Source organism: Halobellus marinus, assembly GCF_032113415.1.
Classification (GTDB): domain Archaea; phylum Halobacteriota; class Halobacteria; order Halobacteriales; family Haloferacaceae; genus Haloquadratum; species Haloquadratum marinus.
In genome coordinates this window covers 1,618,558-1,638,191 of the sequence record NZ_CP134946.1, presented here as the reverse complement: position 1 = coordinate 1,638,191, position 19,634 = coordinate 1,618,558, and the positions used below count along the sequence as shown (strand labels likewise).

General features: G+C 65.6%; 23 protein-coding genes and 1 tRNA gene. 12 read left to right on the top strand and 12 right to left on the bottom strand.

The features are described 5' to 3' along the window. Positions 1-101: 101 nt before the first annotated feature. The 4 genes from RJT37_RS08435 to RJT37_RS08420 all read left to right on the top strand — a co-directional run bounded on the left by RJT37_RS08435 (position 102) and on the right by RJT37_RS08420 (position 2,786). Positions 102-383 carry a DUF5789 family protein gene (locus RJT37_RS08435; RefSeq protein ID WP_311170972.1) on the top strand — a complete coding sequence of 94 codons (282 nt, stop codon included), beginning with the start codon at positions 102-104 and terminating at the stop codon, positions 381-383. Positions 384-399: 16 nt separating this feature from the next. Next, complete coding sequence (locus RJT37_RS08430; protein ID WP_313689424.1) at positions 400-1,089, top strand: CPBP family glutamic-type intramembrane protease; 690 nt, start codon at positions 400-402, stop codon at positions 1,087-1,089. Positions 1,090-1,159: 70 nt separating this feature from the next. Further along, entirely contained in the window at positions 1,160-1,609 is a 450-nt protein-coding gene (locus RJT37_RS08425; RefSeq protein WP_313689422.1) for a DUF302 domain-containing protein, read from the top strand. 343 nt (positions 1,610-1,952) lie between these two features. Beyond that, positions 1,953-2,786 carry an MBL fold metallo-hydrolase gene (locus tag RJT37_RS08420; protein ID WP_313689420.1) on the top strand — a complete coding sequence of 278 codons (834 nt, stop codon included), beginning with the start codon at positions 1,953-1,955 and terminating at the stop codon, positions 2,784-2,786. Between the two features lie 206 nt (positions 2,787-2,992). Here RJT37_RS08420 and RJT37_RS08415 read toward each other — a convergent pair. Continuing rightward, positions 2,993-3,066 (bottom strand) — tRNA-Arg (locus RJT37_RS08415). An 89-nt stretch (positions 3,067-3,155) separates the two neighbouring features. Next, positions 3,156-3,416, bottom strand: coding sequence for a Sec-independent protein translocase subunit TatA/TatB (locus RJT37_RS08410; protein WP_313689418.1), 261 nt, complete (start codon positions 3,414-3,416; stop codon positions 3,156-3,158). A gap of 130 nt (positions 3,417-3,546) precedes the next feature. Between RJT37_RS08410 and RJT37_RS08405 the strand changes: the two genes are divergently transcribed. Together RJT37_RS08405 and RJT37_RS08400 are read left to right on the top strand one after the other, a co-directional pair. Beyond that, positions 3,547-4,026 carry a redoxin domain-containing protein gene (locus RJT37_RS08405; RefSeq protein ID WP_313689417.1) on the top strand — a complete coding sequence of 160 codons (480 nt, stop codon included), beginning with the start codon at positions 3,547-3,549 and terminating at the stop codon, positions 4,024-4,026. 113 nt (positions 4,027-4,139) lie between these two features. Then, entirely contained in the window at positions 4,140-4,952 is an 813-nt protein-coding gene (locus RJT37_RS08400) for an HD domain-containing protein (protein ID WP_313689416.1), read from the top strand. A 39-nt stretch (positions 4,953-4,991) separates the two neighbouring features. On the opposite strand, the gene RJT37_RS08395 is transcribed toward RJT37_RS08400, so the two are convergent. The 3 genes from RJT37_RS08395 to RJT37_RS08385 form a co-directional block, all read right to left on the bottom strand. Next, positions 4,992-5,906: a mechanosensitive ion channel family protein gene (locus tag RJT37_RS08395; RefSeq protein WP_313689414.1), complete on the bottom strand. Its 915-nt coding sequence runs from the start codon at positions 5,904-5,906 to the stop codon at positions 4,992-4,994. After that, entirely contained in the window at positions 5,903-6,151 is a 249-nt protein-coding gene (locus RJT37_RS08390; RefSeq protein ID WP_311171084.1) for a YhbY family RNA-binding protein, read from the bottom strand. The genes RJT37_RS08395 and RJT37_RS08390 overlap by 4 nt, the downstream gene beginning before the upstream one ends. A 126-nt stretch (positions 6,152-6,277) precedes the next feature. After that, entirely contained in the window at positions 6,278-6,559 is a 282-nt protein-coding gene (locus RJT37_RS08385; protein WP_311171083.1) for a ribonuclease P protein component 4, read from the bottom strand. A 104-nt stretch (positions 6,560-6,663) separates the two neighbouring features. Between RJT37_RS08385 and RJT37_RS08380 the strand changes: the two genes are divergently transcribed. From RJT37_RS08380 to RJT37_RS08370, 3 genes are all read left to right on the top strand, one after another. Beyond that, complete coding sequence (locus RJT37_RS08380) at positions 6,664-7,512, top strand: universal stress protein (protein WP_313689409.1); 849 nt, start codon at positions 6,664-6,666, stop codon at positions 7,510-7,512. A 119-nt stretch (positions 7,513-7,631) separates the two neighbouring features. Next, a complete protein-coding gene (locus RJT37_RS08375; protein ID WP_313689406.1) occupies positions 7,632-8,738 on the top strand; it encodes a glycosyltransferase family 4 protein in 1,107 nt (368 codons plus the stop codon). A 142-nt stretch (positions 8,739-8,880) separates the two neighbouring features. Next, positions 8,881-10,017: a glycosyltransferase gene (locus RJT37_RS08370; RefSeq protein ID WP_313689403.1), complete on the top strand. Its 1,137-nt coding sequence runs from the start codon at positions 8,881-8,883 to the stop codon at positions 10,015-10,017. Positions 10,018-10,048: 31 nt separating this feature from the next. On the opposite strand, the gene RJT37_RS08365 is transcribed toward RJT37_RS08370, so the two are convergent. The 7 genes from RJT37_RS08365 to cyaB all read right to left on the bottom strand — a co-directional run bounded on the left by RJT37_RS08365 (position 10,049) and on the right by cyaB (position 15,407). Then, entirely contained in the window at positions 10,049-10,498 is a 450-nt protein-coding gene (locus RJT37_RS08365; RefSeq protein ID WP_313689400.1) for a hypothetical protein, read from the bottom strand. A gap of 102 nt (positions 10,499-10,600) precedes the next feature. Next, positions 10,601-10,918, bottom strand: a complete 318-nt coding sequence (locus tag RJT37_RS08360; RefSeq protein ID WP_313689397.1) for a PRC-barrel domain-containing protein — start codon at positions 10,916-10,918, stop codon at positions 10,601-10,603. Positions 10,919-11,062: 144 nt separating this feature from the next. After that, entirely contained in the window at positions 11,063-11,521 is a 459-nt protein-coding gene (locus tag RJT37_RS08355) for a DUF5804 family protein (protein ID WP_313689394.1), read from the bottom strand. Positions 11,522-11,674: 153 nt separating this feature from the next. Further along, positions 11,675-11,944 (bottom strand): hypothetical protein, encoded by a 270-nt coding sequence (locus RJT37_RS08350; RefSeq protein ID WP_313689391.1) that lies wholly within the window; start codon positions 11,942-11,944, stop codon positions 11,675-11,677. 250 nt (positions 11,945-12,194) lie between these two features. Beyond that, positions 12,195-13,388 (bottom strand): tRNA sulfurtransferase, encoded by a 1,194-nt coding sequence (locus RJT37_RS08345; protein ID WP_313689388.1) that lies wholly within the window; start codon positions 13,386-13,388, stop codon positions 12,195-12,197. A gap of 107 nt (positions 13,389-13,495) precedes the next feature. Continuing rightward, positions 13,496-14,701 carry a methionine adenosyltransferase gene (locus tag RJT37_RS08340; protein WP_313689385.1) on the bottom strand — a complete coding sequence of 402 codons (1,206 nt, stop codon included), beginning with the start codon at positions 14,699-14,701 and terminating at the stop codon, positions 13,496-13,498. Positions 14,702-14,807: 106 nt separating this feature from the next. Further along, entirely contained in the window at positions 14,808-15,407 is a 600-nt protein-coding gene (gene cyaB, locus RJT37_RS08335) for a class IV adenylate cyclase (RefSeq protein WP_313689383.1), read from the bottom strand. 180 nt (positions 15,408-15,587) lie between these two features. Between cyaB and RJT37_RS08330 the strand changes: the two genes are divergently transcribed. The 3 genes from RJT37_RS08330 to RJT37_RS08320 all read left to right on the top strand — a co-directional run bounded on the left by RJT37_RS08330 (position 15,588) and on the right by RJT37_RS08320 (position 19,626). Continuing rightward, positions 15,588-16,103 (top strand): DUF6789 family protein, encoded by a 516-nt coding sequence (locus RJT37_RS08330; protein ID WP_313689381.1) that lies wholly within the window; start codon positions 15,588-15,590, stop codon positions 16,101-16,103. A 119-nt stretch (positions 16,104-16,222) separates the two neighbouring features. After that, complete coding sequence (gene coxB / locus RJT37_RS08325; protein ID WP_313689379.1) at positions 16,223-16,921, top strand: cytochrome c oxidase subunit II; 699 nt, start codon at positions 16,223-16,225, stop codon at positions 16,919-16,921. Continuing rightward, complete coding sequence (locus RJT37_RS08320; protein WP_313689377.1) at positions 16,918-19,626, top strand: cbb3-type cytochrome c oxidase subunit I; 2,709 nt, start codon at positions 16,918-16,920, stop codon at positions 19,624-19,626. Before coxB ends, RJT37_RS08320 begins: the two co-directional genes overlap by 4 nt. The last annotated feature ends 8 nt before the right edge of the window (positions 19,627-19,634 follow it).

The window sequence follows — 19,634 nt, the reverse complement described above, 5'->3', positions numbered from 1 at the left end:
ATCCGATCGCTTGCTTTCGTGCGATCGTGTGAACGAAGACGTGCAACCGCTACGATAGCCGGGTCGAAGGGATTATTGGCCGGGATTGCCAACCCGCGGGTATGACAGACGAGGAAGAAGCCGAGGGACCGGTCGTCGAACTCGGCGAGGAGACATCCGTCGAGGGACAACCGCTCGCGCGCGTCGCCGCTCGGCTGACCTGGCCCCACGAAGTGAGCCGGATCGAAGAACAGGAAGGCGACAGTGTGATCCGGACGCCGTCCGGCCCGCAGACGCTCGCGGACGTCCTCGACGAGATCGACGAGACGTACATCGACTCCCGGCAGTCGTTCGTCGATCTCCTCGAAGACGTCGTCGGCGACGGCCCCGTCAAGACGGAGTAAGGGGCCGCTGAGGACGGTGTCCGCCCACACCCGGATCCGCGACCTCGCAGTCGGTACGAGTTGGCTCCAGCGGTCGCTTATCGTCGGCCTCGTTCTCTCGGCGTTGTGGAGCACGTGGACGGTCCCGCCGACCGACCTCACTGCTCGTGTCGTCCGCGACGTAGTGCTGTTTCTGGTCGTTCCCGGTGGGCTCGCAGTCACGCACGGCCGTGATCTGGGCTTCCACGTCGATCGGGCGGCGCTCCGCGATACGCTCGTCCTCGCCGCGTTCGTCGTCCCCTTCTACCTTGTCGGGTCGTCGCTACCGAGCATCCGGGCGTACTATCCGATGTGGGAGACGTCGACGGCGCTGACCGCGTTTCTCCCGCATACGATCCAGCAACTTATCGTCGTGATCGCCGCCGAAACGTACTACCGGGGCCTCTTGTGTGTCGGTGTCAGCGAGGAACTCGGCTTCAAGAGCGTCTTCATCAGTCCGGCGGTCTACGCCCTCCACCACGTCGGGAAGCCGCCGATCGAACTGCTGCTTTCGTCCCCGACGGACGTGCTCTTCGGGGCCTTCGATTACCACAGCCAGTCGTTGCTGCCGTCGATCGTGGCCCACGGACTCGGCCTGACGCTGCTCGATTGGCTCGTCCTCCACGATCCGGTTGTGCCGCCGGAGCGGGTCCTCGCCGCGCTGCGCTGGCTGCCGGTTCCGCTCTGAGGTTCTCCTCTCCGTTCCTCTCTTTCCGGCCCCCGCGGGTTTTCATAGATGGAGAGCGAAGGGGGCCACGATGACACTACCCATCGATCCGGAGGCAGTTGCTGCGGGAGATATCGGCGAGGAGCGCGCGACGCTCGATATGGAGCACGAGGCGGCAGTCGAACACGTCCGCGAGGCGTTCACGGACGCCGGATTCGGCGTCGCGACCGAGTTTTCGGCGTCGGAGATGCTCAACGAGAAGGTCGACGCCGGCCGCGACCCGTACTACGTCCTCGGCGCGTGCAACCCCACGATGGCGGACCGCGCCCTCGACGCGAGCGAAAAGCGGATCGGCGCACTGTTCCCGTGTAACGTCGTGATCTGGCAGGAGGAGCCGGGCGTCCAGACCGTCTATCACGTGAGCATTATGCGCATCGCACGACTTGCCGGGATGGCGCCGGACGACGAGACGATGGCAGAAATTATCGCTGACACCGGCGAGTTAGTCGACCAGGCGTTCGGGAACCTCGACGCCGAGTAGGGGGGCGAGGCACCATCAACTCAGGCGGAATCGGCGGTTGATCCGGGGCGCCACGAACTGCACTGCCGCATCGCGGCATCCATCTGTGAGAACGTGGCGGTTTCCCTGTTATGGGATGACATAGCAATTTATCGGAGAGTGCTCCGATATAAATATCTTCTGTGGAAGGACGTCACGTTCCTAGGCCGAATTTCCTGCCTTTGGTCGTCTCAGTACTCATTATATGTGTATATATCCAGTCTTCGCACGAGAGATTCACGATCAGCGACCGGGGGAGACCCCTCGAATGACCGCTGCAGCCTTCTCCGGAACACTTAGTCCCCGGCCGGCCGCACCCGAACCTATGACGCAGAGCGACTGGAGCGACTGGCTGCCGCGTGCGGTCGAATCGGCGGATCCGGACACCGTGGCGATCTGGTATCTCGGCTGTAACGGATTCATCCTGAAGGGTCGCGACGGAACGACGGTTGCGATTGACCCCTACATCGGGACGGGCGATCCGCCGCGGACGGTCCGGATGATCCCGGTCCCATTTACCCCGGAAGACATCACGGAGATGGACGCCGTCTTCGCCACCCACGAGCACACCGACCACACCCACGGCCCGAGTCAGGCGCCGATTTTAGAGAACACCGGGGCGACCTTCTACGCCCCCGACGACTCCCTGTCCGTGGCGCTCGACGAGGAGGCGTGGATCGGCGAGTATGACGTCGACGAATCTCAGTTCCACGAGGTCGCCGAGGGCGAAACAGTCGATGTCGGGGAGTTCACCGTCCACGTCGAGATCTCGAACGACCCGGATTCGACGCATCCGGTCTCGTACGTTTTCGAGCACGACACGGGCACGTTCTTCCACGGCGGCGACACGAAGCCCCACGAGGAGTTCGACGCCGTCGGCGAGCGCTACGACATCGACCTGGGCGTGCTCGCATTCGGCGCAGTCGGCAACATCGACGACAAGGAGACGGGCGAACCGAAGCGAACCCGCTGGTATGCGACCGAGAACGAGGCGATCGAGATGGCGTCGGATCTGCAGTTCGATCGCTACCTCCCGAGCCACTGGGATATGTGGAAGGGGCTGACCGCCGATCCGAAGGTCCTGCACCACCACGCACGGAGCTACGCGTACCCGGAGACGCTCGAAATCGTCGAGATCGGCGACCGCGTGGATCTGTAGTCGGAACGGCCGTCGCTCAGGAGATGGACTGGCGTGAGAGAAAGCCCGCGAGCGGAGGGAGCGAGCAGTTGTCGGGGAAGTGAGCGGGGCGGACGACCGTCACGGAATTCGAACCACGGTCGGACGTGCTCGCTCCGCTGCGCGCGACCTCCCTGCTTCGAATCCCGCAGTGTCGTTTTCACGCCTCGCTGTCGCGCGGCGGAAAACGGACGTGACGGGATTCGAACCCGCGCTCTAGGGGTTAGGAACCCCTCGCCCTGATCCACTAGGCCACACGTCCCACCGTGGGGTAGCGAAGTCAGCGGTTAAACAGATACGGTTCCCGGAAAACCGCCGAGCAGGGGAAAACGAGGCGGGCGGGAGAACAGCTCAGTTGGATTCAGTCGACGTCGTGGTCTCGGTTTCGGCCTCGGTCTCGGTCTCCTCGGCTTCCTCGTCGTCCTCCAGTTCGCTGAGCTCCTCTTCGATCTCCTCGCGGCCGCGCTTGAACTCGCCCATCGCCTGACCTGTCGACCGGGCGAGTTTCGGGATCTTGTTTGCGCCGAACAGCAACACCAGTATGAGCAGCACGACGAGTACTTCCGGCCCGCCCGGCAGCCCCGGGAACAGTGGGGTGGTGGTTCCGAACATCACTACCAGCACCTAACTCAGTCGCAATTATAGGCTTTTTGCTCCGCACACTCGCGTGAAATTGGGCGTCGCAGACATATGGGGGACCAGAAACAACAACACTGAACCCGGATGCCCCCGAAGCGGGAGTATGGTTTCAGTCGGCGACGACGCACCTGATTTCACGGCACCGCTCGCAGACGGCTCAGTCGACTCGTTCACCCTCTCGGAACACCTCGACGAGGCACCGCTCGTGGTCGCGTTCTTCCCGGCGGCGTTCACCGGCACCTGCACGACGGAGATGTGCACCTTCCGCGACCGGATGACCAACTTCGAGGACGTCGGCGCGACAGTCTACGGCATCAGCATCGACACGCCGTTTACGCTCAACGAGTTCCGCGACCAGAACGACCTGAACTTCGGCCTGATCAGCGACACCAACCGCGAACTCGTCGACGCCTACGACGTTTCGATGGATTTCGCGGACCTCGGCGTCCGCAACGTCGCAAAGCGGGCGGTCTTCGTCGTCGACGGTGACGGCACGGTCACCTACGAATGGGTGAGCGACGACCCCGGCGTCGAACCCGACTACGGGGCCGTCGCCGAGGCGGCCGAAGACGCTCGGAAATAGACGCTATCTCTTCGCTCGTGTCGTGCGACGGGGAGTGAGGGCGGATCCCGGGGTTCGCGAAGCCGCCGGATCACGGCGGCACCCTCTTTGCCGTCGCCGGGGTAGCCGGGGGTATGACCGACGCAGACCAAACCGGCGGCCGGGAGTACGAGCCGGCGGCAGCGCACAACTTCCCGGACGAACGCCTCAACGCGATTCTCCCGGACCTTCTCTCGGATCCCGAGATCACGACCTACCTGGAGGCACAGAACGTCAACGCTGTCACCAGAAAGGGCTACAACGACCACGGCACGAAGCACGTCGAGATCGTCCGCAACCGCGCGCTGAACCTGTACGACCTGCTGAAAGGCGGCGAAGTCGGGTTCAACGGCGCGAGGGACCAGGATCTCGACGAGGCGGACGAACCGGTGATCATCGCACTGGCGGCGACGCTGCACGACATCGGCCACGTGGTTCACCGCGACGAGCACGTCTACTACTCGATTCCATTGGCAGCGGACCTGCTGGACCGGCTGCTCCCGGAGTTCGGGTTCTACGACGCGAGCGAGGCCGTCCGGATGAAGGCGGAGGTGCTTCACGCGATCCTCTGTCACCACACCGAGGAGGACCCGCTGACGACCGAGGCCGGCGTCATCCGGGTCGCCGACGCCCTCGATATGGAGCGGGGCCGTTCGCGCATCCCCTACGAGAAGGGTGGTCGCGGCATCAACACCCTGTCGAGTCAGGCGATCGAGAGCGTCTCACTCAGACCTGGCGACGGCAGCCCAGTCCTCGTCGAGATCGAGATGGTGAACGCCGCAGGCGTCTATCAGGTCGACAATCTGCTGAAGGCGAAACTCGACGGCTCCGGGCTCGAAAACCACATTCGAATCGTCGCGGTCAATACGAAGGCCGAGGATCGGCTGGTCGAGCGGATCGAACTCTGAGCCGCCCGGAGAGTACGGCCCGTCTCGCGACAGTCAGTATCAGTCGTCGTCGGGCGAAATCTCCTCGAACCCAGCGACGGTGAGTTCCCCCCCGAGCGTCCGGTTGGGGTACGGGATGTCGATCCCCTCCTCGTCGAACCGCTGTTTGACGTTTTGGACGTACTCCGCGCGCGTCTTCACGAAGTCAGACCGGTTGGGGTCCGCAATCCAGACGCGCGAGGTGAGCGTCACCGACGAGTCGCCCAGTTCGGTAAGCCGCACCGTCGGCGCGGGATCCTCCAAGATCTCTTCGTGGGCCTCTGCCTCCTCGACGATGATCTCCGTGGCCTTCTCGGTGTCGTCGTCGTAGCCGATCCCGAAGGGGACCTGCAGGCGGAGTTTGTCCTTCGCGACCGGGTTCTTGATCACGCCGTCGGTGAGCTGTGAGTTCGGGACTGTCAGCAGTTCGTTGTCGAAGGTCCGGACGCGCGTGACGCGGAAGCTGATGTCCTCGACGACGCCCGAGTTGCCGTCCCACTGGATCCAGTCGCCGATCTTGAACGGCTTGTCGGTGTAGATGAAGATGCCCGCGACGAAGTTCTGCAGGACGTCCTGCATCGCAAAGCCGATTGCCAGCGTCGCAGCGGCGGCGATCGTCGCCAAAGAGCGCAGGAAGTCGGGAAAGCCCGCCGCGCCGAAGGCAGCGGTGATCCCGACGAAGACGACGACGACAAGGAGGATCCGCCGGAGGGGTCGCCGGGCGTGCGCCTCCAGTCCCCGGGAGTTCATCATCCGATTCACGACCGGGATCAGTACGCTCCGGCCGACCACGTACACGACGATGAAGACGACGAGGAACGCCAGCACCTGGCCGAGCAACCCGGCGATCGTGTCGGGGATCCCGATACTGGTGAGGATGCGGGCGATCGATCCGCTCAGGCCGGTGCCGACCTGCAGAGTTGCGCCCCCGATCATCGGTAGAGAACCCCCGTGTTACCCCGTGTCTCGATCACGCTTGCGTCGGTGCGATCGGCCAGTTCGTCGGCCAGTTCCTCGACGGTCGTCCCCCCGCGGGCCGCCCGGAGGAACTTCACCTTGATCAGGTCGCGGTCGGCGAGTTGATCGGACGCCTCCTCGACGACCGGATCGATTCCCCCCTTGCCCACCCAGACGGTAACGTCCAGGTCGTGGGCCTGCTTCCGCAACTCCTCTTCGTCCATACGAACCCGCTACGGAGGCATACGGTTTGAAACTTAAGACTGCCGACGGATCGGAATCGGTCTCTTGCCTCGTCTTCGTTACGGAAAACCGAGGAGACAGCCCTGCGCTTCAGCGCGGGGAGCAAATCAAGCGTCGTAGGGGTACCGCTTCGTCGCGCCACACTCCAGACACCTGACGACGACGTGCCCGGACTGGAGACGGACGCGGGCGGTCGCTCCCGGCCTGAGGTACGCGTCGCAGTCGTCGCAGGCGAACCGGCGGAACCGACGCGGGAGGCCGGATCGGTTTCGCTCGGCGATCCGGCGCGCGAGGCGGACGTACTCCCGACCGCGGTCGACGTCGCCATCGGCCGTCGCGGCCCGAGCGAGTGCGTGCAGTCGCTCGATGCGTTCGGCCGGGATGTCCATACCGGGAGACCACCACGGGCGAGTAAAGACGTTCCGGATCTTTTGCTGTCTCATATTATTGGGATTACCGCACAATATTAAACTGTCGAGCACGAAGCGGACGTATGCGCGTTGTATTCGCCACTGACCTTTCGGACGCGAACGAGGCAGCAATCCGGTCGCGGACCTGTCTCGACTGTCTCGACAACATCGGCGTCACCAAGGTCCACCTGGTGACAGTCGTCCCGGACAACGTCTCCAGCGGTCTCCCGGGGATGGACACCGCGGCGGACGCTCGGACGGCGCTGAAACCACAGCGTGAGGTCTTCGAATCCGCCGGGTTCGCCGTCGAGACGCACGTCGCCCGCGGGACGCCACACCGACGGATCACCGGATTCGCCGACCGGCTTGACGCGGATATGGTGATCGTCGGCTCCCGCGGCGAGAGTGCACTCTCGAACCGACTCGTCGGCAGCACGACGCGGAACATCGCCCGAACAACGAGGCGGCCGCTGCTCGTCGAGCGCATCGCGCCGCCGGAGTCGGACAAGGCGGTCGTGAAAGAACACCTCTTCGAGCACGTGCTCGTGGCGACCGACTTCTCCGAGAACGCCCGACGGGCGTTCGAGTACCTGCCGCGGCTCGAAGGCGCCACGCAGGCTGTCGATCTCCTGTACGTCAAGTCCGGAAAGAGTCAGACGTCGGTGTCGGACGCCACGGCACAGCTCGAAGACCTCGCCGCCGAAGTCGAGTCGGAGATGGGCATCGAGGCGGGCATCAACGTCCGCGAGGGCGATCCCGCAGAGGAGATTCGCGCGGAGGAGACCCGGGTCGACGCGACGACGACGCTCCTGGGGACGCGCGGGCAGAGCCGCCTCCGGCGGCTCCTCCTGGGGAGCGTCTCGGAATCCGTCGTCGCCCGCGGCAACAACAACGTTCTCCTGATCCCGCCGGAATCCGCTCGGGGGCGCTAACGGCGGCATAACGTCCCCTGGGCCCATCTCTGGTTGGCCGCGCGTCGGGGATAGGCCGCAGACCTCCCGTCGCCGCGAAGGCAACGGTATATATAGGTTCACGCAGAACGCCCTACGACGTGTCTCTCCGCGTCCTCAACTACCTCGAACTCGAATCCCACCTCCAGCGAAGCGGCATCGGCACCGCTGCGGACCACCAGCGGGCCGCACTCGACGGGACCGACGTCGAGGTCGTCACCTCGCCGTGGCAGGGCGGTGCGCCGCTCTCGGCGCTCCGCTCGCTTTCGACCGGCGACGGCGTCTTCCGGGAGTACGACGTCGCCCACTGCAACCTCGTCGGGCCGGGGTCGCTCGCGGTCGCCAGGCACGCAAAGCGGAACGGGATCCCGCTCGTTCTCCACACGCACGTCACCCGAGAGGACTTCGCGGAGTCGTTCCGCGGGTCGACGACAGTCGCTCCCGCATTGGGCCGCTACCTTCGGTGGTTCTACTCGCAGGCGGATCTGGTGCTGTGTCCCTCCGAGTACACGAAAGACGTCCTCGAATCGTACCCTGTCGACGCGCCGATCCGCCCGATCACGAACGGCGTCGACGTCGACGCCCTCGCGGGGTTCGCGGACCTCCGCGAGGAGTATCGCGAGCGCTACGACCTCTCGGGAACGGTCGTGTTCCTCGTCGGCAACGTCTTCGAGCGGAAGGGACTGACGACGTTCTGTCGGGTCGCGGAGGCGACGCCGTACGACTTCGCGTGGTTCGGCCCCTACGACACCGGGCCGCACGCCTCGAAAGCCGTGCGCCGGTGGACCTCGGATCCGCCCGAGAACGTCACCTTCACCGGCTGGGTCGACGACATCCGCGGCGCCTACGGCGCCGGCGACGTCTACCTCTTCCCGACGAAGAACGAAAACCAGGGGATCGCCGTCCTCGAAGCGATGGCCTGCGGGAAGGCGGTCGTCCTCCGCGACATCCCGGTGTTCGAGGAGTTCTACACCGACGGTCACGACTGTCTCAAGTGCGACACGACCGCGGAGTTCCGCGAGGCAGTCGAACGCCTGGCCGAGGACGACGCCCTCCGGGAGCGGCTGGGTAATAACGCCCGAGAGACGGCGCTGGAGCACAGCCTCGACCGCGTCGGCGACCAGCTCGCCGCCCTGTACCGCGAGGTGCACGACGCCGTGCGGGCGGGTCGGTCGGTCGACCTCGACACCGTTTGTGACGGCCGGTAGACCTGACACTATGCAGGCCGGCCGGTAGACCTGACACTATGCAGGCCGGCCGGTAGACCCCGACACCATACGGGACGGCCGCACCGTCGACTCCGACGCCGGTTCCGCAACTGATTAACCCCGCGTCCGTGAATCGCCGCCGATGGCACCCGTCTCGGTCGCCGCGTTCACCGACACCTATCTCCCCACTGTCAACGGCGTGTCCTACACCGTCCAGACGTGGCGCGACCGCTGGGAGGACCGCGGCGGGACGATGCGAGTCGTCTACCCCGCGAGCGACGACTACGATCCCGACAGCGGGGAGTATCCCGTTCGGAGCCTCCCGTTTCCGATGTACGAGGGGTTCCGCCTCGGCACCCCCCATATTCCGTCTGCGGCGACGGACGTCGACCTCGTCCACGCGCACACGCCCTTCGCGGTCGGCCTCGGCGGCGTCCGGCTCGCCCGCAGGAAGGACCTGCCGCTCGTGACCTCCTATCACACCCCGACCGCCGAATACGCGGATTATCTCACCTCCCGCCCGCGCGTCGAGTATGGCATCGAACGGCTTGCCGAGCGGTACGAGCAGTGGTTCCTCTCCCGTGCCGATGCGGTCGTCTGTCCCAGCGAGGACACGAGAGCCCGGGTCGCCGACGAACTCGACCCCGACACGCCAGCGGTCGTCGTTCCGAACGGCGTCGATATCGACTTCTTCGGCCCGACGGATCCGGAACCGTTCCGGGATCGCCACAACCTCCCTGCGGGACCGCTGGTCGGCTATACCGGCCGGCACGGGTACGAGAAGAACCTCTCGGAGTTTCTGCGAGCCGCCGCCGGGATCGATGCCACGGTCGTCGTCGGCGGTGACGGCCCTGCGCGGGACGACCTCGAAGCGCTCGCGGCCGACCTCGACCTCGACGCACGCTTCCTCGGCTTCCTGCCGCGCGAGGAGTTGCCCGCGTTTTACTCCGCGCTCGACGCGTTCGTCTTCCCGAGTCCGGTCGAGACGCAGGGGCTCGTCGCCCTGGAGGCGAACGCCTGCGGGACGCCCGTCATCGCTGTCGACGCCGGGGCGCTCTCGAACACGGTCGAATCCGGCGTTACGGGCTACCACTACGACCCCGGCGACGTCGCGGCCTGTCGCGAGGCGATCGATCGCGTCCTCGACGAACGGGCAGCGCTTTCGGCGGCCTGTCTGGACCGTCGCGAGGAGATGAGCGTCGAACACGCGGTCGACGAACTGTCGGCACTCTACGAGCGGGTCGTCGGCAAAAACCGCACTCGGCCGGTCGCCGAGTAGTCAGCGGACGGGCAGAAGACGGGAGCGGAACTTAGTCGTCGAGGTCCTCGACCGCTTGCGCGATCCGCTGGAGCTGTCGCGTCGCGTCGCGGACCTCGTCACGGAGCTGTCGGACCTCGCGAACGAGTTCCTCGTTGTCAGCGCCGCTTTCCTCCTGGCCGCTTCGCCCCGGCGGGCCGCCACCGCCGCCCATTCCCGGCGGGCCGCCACCGCCGCCCATCCCCGGCGGGCCGCCACCGCCGCCCATCATTCCGCTCATCATCTGTGCGAAGGGGTTGCCGCCGCCACCGCCGCCCATCATCTCCTCGGGGTCGGGGCGGTCGCCTTCTTCGCGTTCCTCCTCGCGCCGTTCGCGGATCTCCTCGACGCGTTCGCGGAAGGATTTCTCCTCGGCTTCGGACTCGGCGTCCGACGCTTTCTCGGCGTCCGGCGTTTCCTCGGCATCGTTCCCCTCGGCGGGGTCGTCTGTGTCGTCCGACATACCCCTGAGTTCAGTCTCCCCCCGCAAATGGCTGTTGGTCGGCGGTGGGATCGATCAGCCACGAGAAGAGACAGCCCGGAAGCCAGGACGGGGACGAACCGGTTACGCGACTGCGGAGTCCTCGTCGGGGTCGCCGACTGGTCCGGACATCTCCTCGATGACGTCGTGGAGGGTAACGTCGTTGACGAGGATGACATCGCCGACGGCGCGAATCCACCGGTACGGGAGGATGACGCCTTTCTCGGAGGTTACCAGATCGCCGAACAGTTCGTTGTTGACCTGCGTGAGCGCGAGTCCGGTGACCGCCTGTCGATCGACGAGATCGAGCCTGACGTCGGCGACCTCGCCGACGAAGACGCCTTCGTTCGAGTACACCTCGCGGCCGACGAGGTTGGTCATCTTCTGTGGGGTTTCGTCCATATGCCGATGGTCGGGAGCGTGCATCTTAATTGTTCGCTGCGAACGACCCCGGAGCTGCCGCGATGGGATCGGAGACGGCTGACAGGCGTCAGACGGGACAAATGGCCCGGTTTCGCGGGTCAAAACGGCGACGGCAACCCGACGTCAGACGGCGTCGAACTCCGCTTCGGTCACGCGGACGACGACCGTCTCCTCGACCGGGCGGAGATCGTAGGCGGGGACGGTGCCGTCGGGGCGACGCGTGACGTACATCGGCTCGACCGGGCGGCCGCCCTCCAGCCCGTAGACCGCGAGCAGCTCGCCGGTCTCCTCGGGTTGGACGTCGCCATCGCGGATCGCCGTCGCGAGCGAGCGGCTCAGCCACTCGTCGGCCGCGACGCTCGGCTCGCGGACGAGCGTGAGATCGACGAACCGAACGAGGTACCAGTTCAGGTCGTTACACAGCGAGACGGCCGCACCCAGACTCACCGTATCGACGGCAAGCGAGTTCTCGAAAGGTGTGTGCCGCTCGTACGTGGAGAGCGCCTCGCGGGCCGTCTCACGGGAGAGCAGTTCGTACTGGACGTTGACGTCCGGCGCTCCGACGAAACAGACCCGCGTCACGGTTGTGCTGGAGAGAGGAACTCATATATCGGTTGCGGTGCGGGAGAGGAGACGGCGGAGAACTGCGGGACTCATACTGATTACTCTCGTCTTTTCCCGCCGAGCGCATCCCCGCTGGCGGTGCTCGACGGTAACAAGTGAGAGTAATCAGTATCAGGGGCTCGCGGCACTGTCGAGCCACGCTGTCGCACAGGCCTCATCGCAGAAGGAGAGCAGTCGCCGCTCCCGCGTCAGTTTCATCTCCTGTCCGGGCGTCCGCTTGCGATCGAGTTCGACCTGATAGTGCGACTCGCGGCGGTCGACATCGTCGCCGCAGGTGGGGCACGGCTCGACAGCGGCGTCCCAGTCGGAGCGCGGGACCACTTGCCTCACGGTCCACTCCGCGTCGACGGTCGACGGGGAGGGACGGCACGTCTTTGACATCAAACAAACGTAGGGCCTGGAAGTACCTAAATCCATTTCAACCCGGTCTTTCACACAGATAGTATCGATCGTTAACGATCTCGCGAGGGAAGGTGAACAGACACACAACGTCAGTCGGTACACGTTCACACGGCTCAGATCAGGTGACGGTCGGACGCGCCTGACTGAGAGACGTCTGTGCGGTCCGGATCGGACGGCGGTCAGACGCGCCTGATCGAGAGGTCTCTGAACGATCCCGACTGAGAGGCGCTCAGCGGGATACTATTTCGGCCTGCCCGCCAGCCGCGTGCGCCAGTTCGAGGAGATCGTCCGGCTCAGCGTCGCGGACGGCCGCGAGCGTCGCGTTCGTCTCCGGATGCGCCGGCGCGATTCGATCGCAACCCACCGGCAGGGTCGCATCCGCGTAGGTCCCGAGATCACGCGCCTCCGCGACGATTTCGGGCTTGTCGACGGTCAAAAGCGGTCGGTGGACGGGCAGCGGGACGGCGGCCTCGGTGACTGCGAGGTTCGGGGCGGTTTGACTGGACTTCTGGCCCAGCGCCTCGCCCGTCGCGAGGCTGTGAGCATCCTCTGCTTCGGCGACACTCTCGGCGGCCGCGAGCATCGCTCGCCGGAGCGAGAGCATTCGCGTGGCCGTCGTGGATTCGACGACCAGCTCAACCAGGTCGGCGCCGTCGACAACCCGGGGCCGGAGGTCCGCTCGTGGGGCCCGCTCGGCGAGTGTGTCGATCACCTCCACTGCTCGCGCGCGATGATCGGCCCCGCCGTACTCGCCGAGATCAACGTAGACTGGGATCGCGACACAGCCGCGGCGGAGCAGCCGCCACATCGCCACCGGGGAGTCGATCCCGCCGCTAACGAGGACTGCGATGCGCCCCTGCGTCCCGACCGGCAGCCCACCCGGACCGTCGAATCGACGGGCGGAGACGAACGCTTCCGTCTCCCGTGCCTCGATCCGATACGTCCGGTCCGGGTCGTCGAGATCGACCGATGCACCGGTTGCCTCGCCGACGATGCGTCCCACCTCGACCTTCAGGTCGCGGTTCGAGAAGTCGTGTGTCGCCGCTGGGCCGATCCGGTCGCTGTCGATCGCATAGGACTCTTTGGGCGGGTGTGCGTCCGCCGCCAGCCGCCGGGCCGCCGCGCTGATCGCGGGCAATCGCGGGTCGACGGCGACCGCCGGGCGAGCAAAGGAGACACCGGGGAGGGTTGCGGCGATCTGCGCGGCGTCAGTCGGCCGATCAGTCCGTATCACGACCCGTGACCACAGCCGCTCGACCGTCGCGTCGATCCCGGCAGCGGCGAGCGCAGCCTCGATTTCGCCCGCGACGCGTTCTGCCATCTTCGCGCGGACGCCGCTGCTCTTCGCTCCGAAGTCGCCGTACCCGACGAGGACCGCGTTCGGGCCGTTCGCGTCCGGAGTGGCATCCGAGGAGTTCGTCACACTCGACGTTGGAGGCCGAATCGCTTCATACTGACTGTTGTACCTTTTTCGGGTGCTCGCTCCCTCCGGTAGCGGCGAGCACTGCGGAGAGACGACGACAGACAGTATCAGAACGTCGAAAGGTCGCCGTCGATCACGCGGCGCGTAACGTCGGTGACGTTGGCCAGCCGGTCGTCGATGATCGCGTGGATCTCCGGTTCGATCGCCGCCAGGTCGACGCCCGGTTCCGTGACGACCTTCGCGTCGGCAACGTGCGGCTCGTCGATGGGACGACCGATCTGTGAGAGGAGTCGGACCTGCAGGTCGCGGATGCCGTCGACCTCCGCGACGACGGCCTCGGCGATGTCGGTCGAAAGCAGGTTGTAGATCTTCCCGATGTGGTTGACGGGGTTCTTCCCCGAGGTCGCCTCCATACTCATCGGCCGGTTTGGCGTGATGAGTCCGTTGGCGCGGTTGCCGCGGCCGACGGAGCCGTCGTCGCCCATCTCCGCGCTGGTGCCGGTCACCGTGAGGTAGATCGATCCCTCGTCGTAGTCGTCGGCGGTGTTGACGTCGACGTGGACCTCGCGGTCGGTGAGCCCCCGGGCGACGTCGCCGACGTGTGAGCGGACGCGCTCGACGGCGTCGTCGTACGCATCCAGATCCGCGATGTGGGTGTCGACCATCGCTGCCGCGACCGTGATGTCGATCTTTTCACCCTCGCGCTTGCCCATCACCTTCACGTCGGGGCCGAGTTCCGGGTTGTCGGCCGCGTAGGGCCCGTTGAGTTCGGTCTCGACGGTCCGGACGATCTCCTCGGTTTCGGTCAGCGGCGCGTGACCCACGCCGTAGGATGTGTCGTTCGACATCGGGACCTCCGCGCTGTCCTCGCTGAAGACGTCCTGGAGATCGCCGGAGCCCTCGCCGATGCGGGTGTCGACGACGATGTCGGTTCCAACATCCAGTTCGGGGACGTGCTCGTTGAGATATTCGCGGGCGGCCGAGAGAGCAGTCGCGTCGATCGGAAGCCGCTGCCCGTCGTAACTCTTCGTCGCGCGGCCGACGATCAGGACGTAGATCGGTTCGACGACCTCACCGCCGCCGAAGCGGGGCGCCGACTCGCCGGCGACCAGCTGAGTTTCGTCGGTGTTGTAGTGGAGGACGCGGCCGACGCGGTCGAGATAGAGCTGTGAGAGCGCCCGCGAGACGTGCTCTGCGATCCCGTCGCAGATCGAGTCCGGATGGCCGATGCCCTTCCGCTCGACGATCTCCACCGCCTGATCCTCGACGGCGTCCCGGTCTGCAGCCTCGATCGTAATGTTCCGCTCAGTCATTGTGCTGGCCTTCTGTCCCGCGTGTTCTATAACTTGCGGAAAATTTCGATCCAGATATTATAACCCGAGTGTATGCGAGAGTCGCCTCCCGGCCAGCGGGGTCGACTCACTCGCCGCCCGGTGACTCCGAGTTCTCGCCGTCGAGCAGCAGACCGAGGTACGAGGTCCTGATCTGATCGGCCGGTTCCAGCCCGAGCCGTCTGAGGACCCCCGCCGCGCCATCTCTGACGGCGGCGACGTCCGCGCTGTCCTCGGCGTGCCCTTCGATCTCGACGAACTCGCCGAGGTCGGTGACGCTGTCGAGGGTGACCGTGTAGCCGTCGAGGGCGAAGAACTCCCGCTCCTTCTCGACGACGGCCGCCGGCTCGAAGCCCAGGCCGTCGAACACCGCCGCGGCGCCGTCGCCGTCGGCGACGACCGTCTCGTGTTCCTCCCGCGTCTTCGAGTCCGCGTCGACCAGCGGGCCCTTGTAGGTGAGTATCGCCGTTTCGGCGTCGCTGTTCGGTCCGTCGTTGGATCCGGAGTCCGACTCGCGCATCTCCCGACGCAGTCGGAGCGCCTCGTCGGTCTCGGCGAAATCGCGGTGGGGAGCGTCGTAGTAGGTGTCTACCTGTCTGACCCGCTCGACCCGCTCGGCGTCGGCGTCGAGCAGGGCCGGGCGGACGGCATCGTGGGACGCGGGGACCTTGATCTCGACCTCGTACATACGCCGACAGTCCGTCCGCGCGGGGAAAAACCGTCCCATCTGCGGAGTGGCAAGCGGCCCATCCGCCCGGGGAAAAACCGTCCCATCTGCGGAGTGACCCTCGGAAGGCTCCGGCCGGTCGACACCGCGAAAAACCATTACCATTTATCATTATGGATTGCGAAACGGTATCACAGAACAATGAGCGGCGAAACGTCGGAACCAACGACGACGGTTGATGAGGAACTGGTCGATTCCTTCGAGATACCGATCACCGGCCGCGTCGTGTTCGCCGCGATGGGTGGCGGCCTCCTCGGGACGGTAGCGATGCTGCCCGTTATCGTTGGCGTTCCCAGCTTTCTGGGCCTCTTCAGGACCGAACCGGTAACGAACTTCGCCGGGTTCGCGGAGTTCTTCGGGATCGAACCGACCGTCACCCTCGGCCTCGTCCTGTTCGCCCTCGGCGGAACAATCTTGCTCCCGCTGACGTTCCTCGTCGTTGGGGCGTTTCTCCCCCCGGAGTCGCCGCGGTATCTCCGTGGCGTGGCGTTCGCGACGATGTTCTGGACCGGGTTTGTCCCCGCGTTCTGGCCCGGGGCGGGGTTGGCGACGGGGGCCGCGTTCCTCGTGTTTTCCCTGGCAGGGCACTGGGTCTACGGACTCACGCTGGGCTACGTTCTGACGAGAACGACCGGGATTCCACAGCACGACGTCTGACACCGTCCACGCGGCGAGAGTCGTGTGGGGTTCCCGGCCCGGGCGTCGCTTCGCCCGGGGTCTACCCACACAATCTATAAGTATTGTTCAAGACAAATATTGCGAGTGGTGTGGTATCGATGTACACACACGTCGCCGGGGCGGTCGCGGGCTGGATCGCACAGGCGGGGCTGATCCCCCGGGGGACGCGAACGGCCGTCTTCGGCCGCATCTTCGAGGTGTTTCTCCTCCTCGGAACGCTCGTCGGCGTCGTGGTCGTCGCGTATATGGTCTACAACGCCTACAAGTACCGAGAGGGGGCATCGCACGACCACGACTTCGACCCTCCCCAACTCGGAGAGCTTCCCGGCGGAAGCGGCGGCGGTCGGAAGCTGTTCACCTCCTTCGCGCTCAGCACCGTCATCGTCGTCTCGCTTGTCGCCTGGACCTACGGAACGCTGCTCTACGTGGAAGACCCGCCGTCGCCGGAGATGGAAGTCGAGGTCGACGGCTACCGGTTCGGATGGGAGTTCACCTACCCGAACGGCCACCAGACCGACGGCGTTCTCCGGGTCCCGCGTGACGAGGTGATCCGGCTCCGCGTTACGTCGAGTGACGTCTTCCACAACTTCGGTGTGCCGGAGTTACGCGTGAAAAGCGACGCCGTCCCCGGTCAGACCACGACAACCTGGTTCGAGGCCGAGGAGACGGGGAACTACACGGCACAGTGTTACGAACTCTGCGGTAGCGGCCACTCGTATATGACGGCGACTGTCGTCGTGATGGAACCCGACGAGTACGACGAGTGGTACGCTAACACGACAACATCCGGCTCATGACGGACAGAGACAAAGAAGACGGGACTGGCACTGGAGCGCCCGACGGCGAGACGGCGGCCGCCGACGGGGCGACGAACGACGAGGGCTCCAACGGGGCGAAACCCGACGGTGGAACAGCCGTTGGAGGGGCCGATGAGGCGAAAGCCGACGCCGGAACGGCCACTGGAAGGTCCGAGGGAACCCCCGACGGCGGAACAGTCTCCCCGGAGGGATTGACGGGAGAAGAGCCCGTCCCGGGAGCCGTCACAGAGGGCTCTTACCCCTCCCGGGAGAGCGTCCGCTACTGGCTGACGACGACGAACCACAAGGACGTCGGCATCCTCTATATCGTCACCTCGGTTTTCTTCCTGTTTCTGGGCGGGCTGCTCGCGTGGCTGATGCGGATCCAGATGTGGGAGCCCCGTGCGGTCGGTGAGGGGGTCCTCAGCGCGATGGCGTACAATCAGGCGGTCTCGGCACACGGGCTGATAATGGTGTTTTGGTTCCTCTCGCCGTTCGCGTTCGGCTTCGCGAACTACGTCGTCCCCTTGCAGATGGGCGCCGACGACCTCGCGTTTCCGCGGCTGAACGCCCTGAGCTTCTGGCTGTACCTCGCCTCCGGGCTCCTGTTTGTCGCCTCCTTCTTCCAGGGTGGGACCTTCGCCGGCGGGTGGACGATGTACGCTCCGCTGAACCTCCCGACGTTCACCCCGGACGTGGGCGCAAACACCGCCATCCTCGCGCTCGTTCTCTTCGTCGCCTCGGTCACCGTCTCGTCGGTGAACTTCCTGACGACGATGCACCGGATGCGTGCGGAGGGACTGACGCTCAGACGGCTCCCGATCTTCACGTGGTCGATCCTGCTCACCGTCTGGATGATGCTTTTCGCCTTCGCGGCGCTTTTGGCCGCGCTGCTCATCCTCTCGTCGGACCGGATCCTGGGCACCGCCTACTTCGTCCAGGAGACGGCCGGGGGATCGCTCCTGTGGACGCACCTGTTCTGGTTCTTCGGCCATCCCGAGGTGTACATCGTCTTCTTCCCCGCGCTGGGAGTGATGGCCGAGGTGTTCCAGACGTTCACCGGCCGCCGGATCGTCGGCCGGAAGTGGTTCATCGCGGCGATGGTGCTCGTCGCGCTCCAGAGCTTCGTCGTCTGGATGCACCATATGTTCCTGACCGGGATCAACCTCCAGATCAAGACGCTGTTTATGGTGACCACGATCGGAATCTCCCTGCCCTTCGACCTGATGGTGTTCTCGCTGATCTACACGCTCGTGAAGGGACGCATCCGGTTTACGACGCCGTTTCTGTTCTCCTTCGGCGGCCTGTTGCTCTTCATCCTCGGGGGGATCACGGGTGTCTTCCTGGGCGCGATTGTCCTCGATTACGAGTTCCGCGGGACCTACTGGGTCGTCGCCCACTTCCATTACGTGATGGTCGGCGGCGTCACCGCGCTCATCGGGGGCCTCTACTACTGGTTCCCGAAGATCACCGGGCGGATGTACGACGAGTTCCTGGGGAAGGCGCACTTCGTCGCGTACTTCGTGGGCTTCAACCTGCTTTACTTCCCGATGTTCGTCGCCTGGGAGACCCCGCGGCGCGTCTTCCAGTACGACGCGTGGATGGCTCCCTGGCACAAACTCGCCACCGTCGGCGCGTTCATCCTCGGGCTGTCGTTCATCCTGATGGTGTACAACCTGACGAAGAGCGCCTTCGACGGCGAGCGCGTCGGCAACAAACCCTGGGAGTTCTCCCGCACCGCCGAGTGGGCAGTCCCCTCACCGCCCCCCGCGGGGAACTTCCCGGGCGTGCCGTCCTACAGCGGCGGACAGCTCTCGTTCCGGCGTGATGCCGCCGACGGCGGGAGTACGGGGACGGCCGACGGCGACACGGCCGCGTCGCCGCGAGCAGATGGCGGGGCCACAGCGGAGGCTCACGCGAGTGACCACGCCCACGGCGACCACACCAGCGTCTGGCCCCTCGCGGTCAGCGTCGGGGCGTTCCTGCTTTTCCTGGGCCTCTCGGGCGTCCGCGAGGGATCGCTCGTCGAGGGGATGGCCGGCACGGCCTACGCCTTCGCCGCCCTCGCCGGGGGCGTGATCGTTCTCGGATCGCTCGTCGCTTGGGCGATCGAGCCCTTCGAGGCCCCCGAGGGCGGCTTCGGGGAGGCCTGGCCGTTCGACGGGATCGAAAACGGAAAGGTCGGGATGTGGATCTTCCTCGCCTCCGACGTCGTCCTCTTCGGCGGCTTCATCGGCGCGTACGTCTTCACCCGCGTCGCGGCCGGGTGGACCGGATGGGAGCCGGTCCCAGCCGACCCGATCCCGGGACTCGTGAACACGTACATCCTGCTCGCGAGCAGTTTCACCGTCATCCTGGCGCTGGTCGCCGCTCAGAAGCGCCACCGGGGCGGGCTGATCGCGAGCCTGACGGTGACGTTCGTCCTGGGCGTCGGGTTCCTCGGCAACAAGGCCCTGGAGTGGCAGCACCTGTTCCACGAGGGAGTCGATCCGACCGCGACGGTCCGGACCTCGACGTTCTTCCTGACGACCGGGCTGCACGCCGCGCACGTGATCGCGGGGCTAATCGGGACGCTGTATCTCCTCGGACGCGCGATCGGCGGGTCCTACCTGACGGACCACCGGCCGGTCGAGTACTTCGGGCTCTACTGGCACTTCGTGGACATCGTCTGGCTGTTCCTCTTCCCGCTGTTCTACATCCTGTGAGGTGACCT

Bases quoted from the DNA above. Each gene is read 5' to 3' on its own strand.
- RJT37_RS08370 (WP_313689403.1), top strand. From the start codon at position 8,881: ATGGCACCCGTCTCGGTCGCCGCGTTCACCGACACCTATCTCCCCACT.
- RJT37_RS08420 (WP_313689420.1), top strand. From the start codon at position 1,953: ATGACGCAGAGCGACTGGAGCGACTGGCTGCCGCGTGCGGTCGAATCG.
- RJT37_RS08350 (WP_313689391.1), bottom strand. From the start codon at position 11,944: ATGTCAAAGACGTGCCGTCCCTCCCCGTCGACCGTCGACGCGGAGTGG.
- RJT37_RS08360 (WP_313689397.1), bottom strand. From the start codon at position 10,918: ATGGACGAAACCCCACAGAAGATGACCAACCTCGTCGGCCGCGAGGTG.
- RJT37_RS08400 (WP_313689416.1), top strand. From the start codon at position 4,140: ATGACCGACGCAGACCAAACCGGCGGCCGGGAGTACGAGCCGGCGGCA.
- cyaB (WP_313689383.1), bottom strand. From the start codon at position 15,407: ATGTACGAGGTCGAGATCAAGGTCCCCGCGTCCCACGATGCCGTCCGC.
- RJT37_RS08340 (WP_313689385.1), bottom strand. From the start codon at position 14,701: ATGACTGAGCGGAACATTACGATCGAGGCTGCAGACCGGGACGCCGTC.
- RJT37_RS08320 (WP_313689377.1), top strand. From the start codon at position 16,918: ATGACGGACAGAGACAAAGAAGACGGGACTGGCACTGGAGCGCCCGAC.
- RJT37_RS08405 (WP_313689417.1), top strand. From the start codon at position 3,547: ATGGTTTCAGTCGGCGACGACGCACCTGATTTCACGGCACCGCTCGCA.
- RJT37_RS08365 (WP_313689400.1), bottom strand. From the start codon at position 10,498: ATGTCGGACGACACAGACGACCCCGCCGAGGGGAACGATGCCGAGGAA.
- RJT37_RS08410 (WP_313689418.1), bottom strand. From the start codon at position 3,416: ATGTTCGGAACCACCACCCCACTGTTCCCGGGGCTGCCGGGCGGGCCG.
- RJT37_RS08435 (WP_311170972.1), top strand. From the start codon at position 102: ATGACAGACGAGGAAGAAGCCGAGGGACCGGTCGTCGAACTCGGCGAG.
- coxB (WP_313689379.1), top strand. From the start codon at position 16,223: ATGTACACACACGTCGCCGGGGCGGTCGCGGGCTGGATCGCACAGGCG.
- RJT37_RS08395 (WP_313689414.1), bottom strand. From the start codon at position 5,906: ATGATCGGGGGCGCAACTCTGCAGGTCGGCACCGGCCTGAGCGGATCG.
- RJT37_RS08330 (WP_313689381.1), top strand. From the start codon at position 15,588: ATGAGCGGCGAAACGTCGGAACCAACGACGACGGTTGATGAGGAACTG.
- RJT37_RS08425 (WP_313689422.1), top strand. From the start codon at position 1,160: ATGACACTACCCATCGATCCGGAGGCAGTTGCTGCGGGAGATATCGGC.
- RJT37_RS08385 (WP_311171083.1), bottom strand. From the start codon at position 6,559: ATGGACATCCCGGCCGAACGCATCGAGCGACTGCACGCACTCGCTCGG.
- RJT37_RS08390 (WP_311171084.1), bottom strand. From the start codon at position 6,151: ATGGACGAAGAGGAGTTGCGGAAGCAGGCCCACGACCTGGACGTTACC.
- RJT37_RS08380 (WP_313689409.1), top strand. From the start codon at position 6,664: ATGCGCGTTGTATTCGCCACTGACCTTTCGGACGCGAACGAGGCAGCA.